We start from the raw sequence: 3,448 nt of genomic DNA, 5'->3' as shown, positions 1-3,448 counted from the left end.
GCCACGGACTCGCGCCGTTGAGTGGCGCGGTGCTGCCCGGTGACGCGGCAAGCGAACCGCTCGCTAACCCCCAGCACCCGCTGGAGATGACGAACTGCCGCCCGCCGGCGTTCCGGGCCTAGAAGTTTCCCCGCGCAATCTCCTTGAGCGCAACCTTCTCCAGCTCGGCATCAGCCAATAGCCGTTTGAGGGTGGAGTTCTCGCGCTCAAGCTCCTTGAGCCGCTTCGCGTCTTCGGCCTTTAAGCCACCGAACTGATTACGCCAGCGGTGATACGTCGCCTCCGAGACACCCAGCTCACGGCACACCGCCGCAGTGTCCTTGCCCTCGGCCAGCAGCCGATCGCCCGCCATCAACTTGCGCACAACCTGCTCAGGACTGTGCCGCTTCCCGGTCGCCATGATCTAGTCGAGCCTTCCTGCCCATAACGTGGGCCGTAAGACTCTCACGCAACCTGGATCAATCGATCGGGGTCAGGCCAGTTCTGCTTCGATACGTATCAGCGCTCGCGTGAAGGGTTCCGCCAGTTCCTGAGGTAGCTGTCCTGACAGGATCCCTTCGCCTCCACGACCTTTGGTGACCGTGAGGCGACCGACAGCCCGCCGCAACCGCTCGCGAGGCTCTCACCCGATCCGATCCTTACTCGCGTCTTTCGTCATCCACCGGACTCTAAAGTGCTACACCGACAAGCCGTCGCGAGAAAAGGATGCGCCGTCCGCCGCATATTGCATCAATCGCTGCTCCGCCCTAGTACGGCGCAGTCTGGCCGCGAAGGAAAAGTGCTTTGGAACAGCGGATTTGGGGTGATTGGTGGCGAATTGGGCTGGCCATGTCGGGATGCGCGGCCGCGACACACACGACCAACCGTTCCGGATGGGTCGCGTCGACCTGGGCTGATGTACGGCATCGTCTTCACCGGCGCGGCCAGGTATACCGTGTCTGGCTGGATGTCGGTAGCTTGCCGAACGCGAATCCGACTGTCGGCGCGACGCGATACAGCCGGACCTCGCCAGCGATGACGGCCTCACCCAACCCATACCAGGTACCCTTCGGACTGGTCAGATGCGAGCCGTACTTCTTCTCGAAATCCGCGAGCGCCTGATGACGCTCGGAGCGCTCACCCACCACGGATGCGACACCCTCGATGACGACGTCCACACCGGCCAAATCATTCGTGCCAGTCGTCAGCACGCAGCGAGGATTGTGCTCCAGGTTCCGCGCCTTGCGCTCCTGACCACCCGTCGTAAAGCACATGCCACCCAGACTCCAGGCTGCCAACAACGGTGTCACATGTGGTCGCCCGTCAGGGCGCACCGTAGAAAGCCAGAACACCTGCGCCTCACCGAGGACCGCCAACGCCGCCGCCCACGGCGTCGCTTGCGCACCAGGACTCGAGAAAGACCCCAGCACAGCATCCGGCTCACTGTCTGACATGGCTACTCCTTTGCCCAATCAGGCCTGCTCAGCCAATCGACCACTTGTGAATCAACGACAGCAAAGCCGACTGTCATGCCTTCCGGTCGGTATGACGTGGCGTTTTAACTATGACCTGAACTGGCCGAAAAACTCATCGGTCTGCGCACGCACCGGCAAGCCGTTGCCGTATAGCCCGACGCGCGGCTCTCCCCCGCCGGGTGATTCGTGACGGGGACCCGTTTTCTGGTCAAGTCGCTCTGCGGCTTGGGGATTGGTGTCCTCGGAGCGGTCGAGCTTCAATTCGCAGTCGCCTACGTGGCGTCGCGATGAGTTCTGCCCTCCGGTGCAGTCTGATCTGCATGGGCAAACTCATCTATGGCTTCAACGTGTCGGTGGACGGGTACATCGCCGACGCACAAGGCAACATCGACTGGAGCGATTCGAGCGAAGAACTGCACCAGTACTGGAACGACTTCGAACGGGAGACCGCCCTGTCGTTCTACGGGCGGCGGCTCTACGAACTGATGTCCGCGTACTGGCCCACCGCCGACAAGGCCCCGGACGCCACCCCTGTGATCGTCGACTTCGCCCACATCTGGCGCGACATGCCCAAGGTCGTGTTCTCGCGCACGCTGGAGTCCGTCGACTGGAACTCCCGTCTGGAACGCGGCGACCCGGTCGAGGTGGTAACGAAGCTGAAAGCCGAAACCGACGGCAGGCTGGAGGTGGCCGGCGCGACGCTGGCCGCACCGATCGTGCAGGCCGGACTGGTGGACGAGTACCGGATCGTGGTCACGCCCACCGCAGTGGGCGGCGGTACCCCGTTCTTCCCAACGCTGCCGTCATGGATCTCGCTGCGACTGTTGGAGAACCGCACTTTCCCGGGCGGCACGGTCCTGCTGCGCTACGAGGCCAAACACGACTGATCGAACACACAACCATCCCGGCAATCAGTGCCTCTCCCGGTCTTGAAATTCACTCGAGAGATCAGGTCGTCTTGCGTCGGCCGCGGTAGAAGATTCCAACCAGGAGTCCGGCTGTTCCGACGATCACCAAGGGAATCGCCCAGTGCCGGCGTGACGAAATCGCCGAGTCGCATTGGGCCACATTGTCGGGATGGGCGGCCTGCTCTGGAACAGCAACACCGATCGGTCCTAGGTTCGCCGTTGTGGGGGCCGGCTTCTCGGCAACGATGGCATTGCCGCATCCGATCGTCGAGTTGCCGCCATTCCATACCGAAACCGGCAAAAGCAGCCCGACTATGCCAGCGATCAGCACGGCCGCGCCTATCAGCAAATTGCGCAATCGGTTTCTCAGGTTGTCCTCCGCGAATGATTTCTATCGTGTTGGGATGTGCTGTAGTTTGCTCGAGCCTGCGACGGACTTTCGTATAGCTTGCGGCCGCGGGTTCCTAGGCATGGGCGGATTGTCCAAATTGCGGGCTACAGGAAGGGATTGCCTGACGCGGATGTAGCGTGACGAGCGTGAACTTCTTCCGTATGTATTCTTCGGCCACGCTCGGGGTCTGTGCGGTATCGGCCGTCACGATGCTGGCTGCGTGCAGCTCCGGTAAGACAACTCCATCGGCGAGCACGTCCTCCACGTCGGCCAGCGGGCCCGCTATCAGCGAAACGGTGACGACGCCGCCTCCGACAGAACCGGCGACCGCAGACAGCGCCTGCCCCACCGCGGCACCGGGCGATGGGGGTACACCCGAATGGACGCTGACGGGGACCACCGGCAGCGTCGCGGTGACGGGCTCGACGGATACGACCGCACCGCGGGTCGACGTGACCGCTCCGTTCAGCGTGACTCAAACCGAGGTGCACACGCTGCATGCCGGAGATGGGCCGGTCGTTGCACCCACGGCCACAGTTTCCGTCTGCTACATGGGCGTCAACGGACGTGACGGCCGCGTGTTCGACAGCGCATACGAACGCGGCAGTTCAACTCAATTTCCTCTCGACGGAGTCGTTCCGGGCTTTCAGAAGGCGATAGCCGGGCAAAAGGTCGGATCCACCGTCGGTGTCGCG

4 protein-coding genes and 1 pseudogene are annotated in these 3,448 nt (G+C 62.8%); 2 read left to right on the top strand and 3 right to left on the bottom strand.

Annotated elements, in window-relative coordinates; genetic code table 11:
* Together WB785_RS12320 and WB785_RS12315 are read right to left on the bottom strand one after the other, a co-directional pair.
* Positions 1-400, bottom strand: a pseudogene (locus tag WB785_RS12320) (transposase); the annotation flags it as partial.
* Positions 401-911: 511 nt separating this feature from the next.
* Positions 912-1,433, bottom strand: coding sequence for a pyridoxamine 5'-phosphate oxidase family protein (locus tag WB785_RS12315; protein WP_424079499.1), 522 nt, complete (start codon positions 1,431-1,433; stop codon positions 912-914).
* A 341-nt stretch (positions 1,434-1,774) separates the two neighbouring features.
* On the opposite strand from WB785_RS12315, the gene WB785_RS12310 reads away from it, so the two are divergent.
* Positions 1,775-2,341 (top strand): dihydrofolate reductase family protein, encoded by a 567-nt coding sequence (locus WB785_RS12310; RefSeq protein WP_424079498.1) that lies wholly within the window; start codon positions 1,775-1,777, stop codon positions 2,339-2,341.
* 61 nt (positions 2,342-2,402) lie between these two features.
* Here WB785_RS12310 and WB785_RS12305 read toward each other — a convergent pair whose 3' ends face one another.
* Positions 2,403-2,693, bottom strand: a complete 291-nt coding sequence (locus WB785_RS12305; protein WP_424079496.1) for an aminopeptidase — start codon at positions 2,691-2,693, stop codon at positions 2,403-2,405.
* 197 nt (positions 2,694-2,890) lie between these two features.
* Between WB785_RS12305 and WB785_RS12300 the strand changes: the two genes are divergently transcribed.
* Positions 2,891-3,448: FKBP-type peptidyl-prolyl cis-trans isomerase (locus WB785_RS12300; RefSeq protein ID WP_424079493.1), on the top strand; the 558-nt coding region annotated here is incomplete at its 3' end.

Source organism: Mycobacterium sp. (genome assembly GCF_049585075.1).
Lineage (GTDB): Bacteria > Actinomycetota > Actinomycetes > Mycobacteriales > Mycobacteriaceae > Mycobacterium.
This window is presented reverse-complemented; position numbering and strand designations above follow the sequence as displayed.

Excerpts from the sequence above, each read along its gene's own strand:
- WB785_RS12315 (WP_424079499.1), bottom strand. The coding sequence starts at position 1,433 with ATGTCAGACAGTGAGCCGGATGCTGTGCTGGGGTCTTTCTCGAGTCCT.
- WB785_RS12310 (WP_424079498.1), top strand. The coding sequence starts at position 1,775 with ATGGGCAAACTCATCTATGGCTTCAACGTGTCGGTGGACGGGTACATC.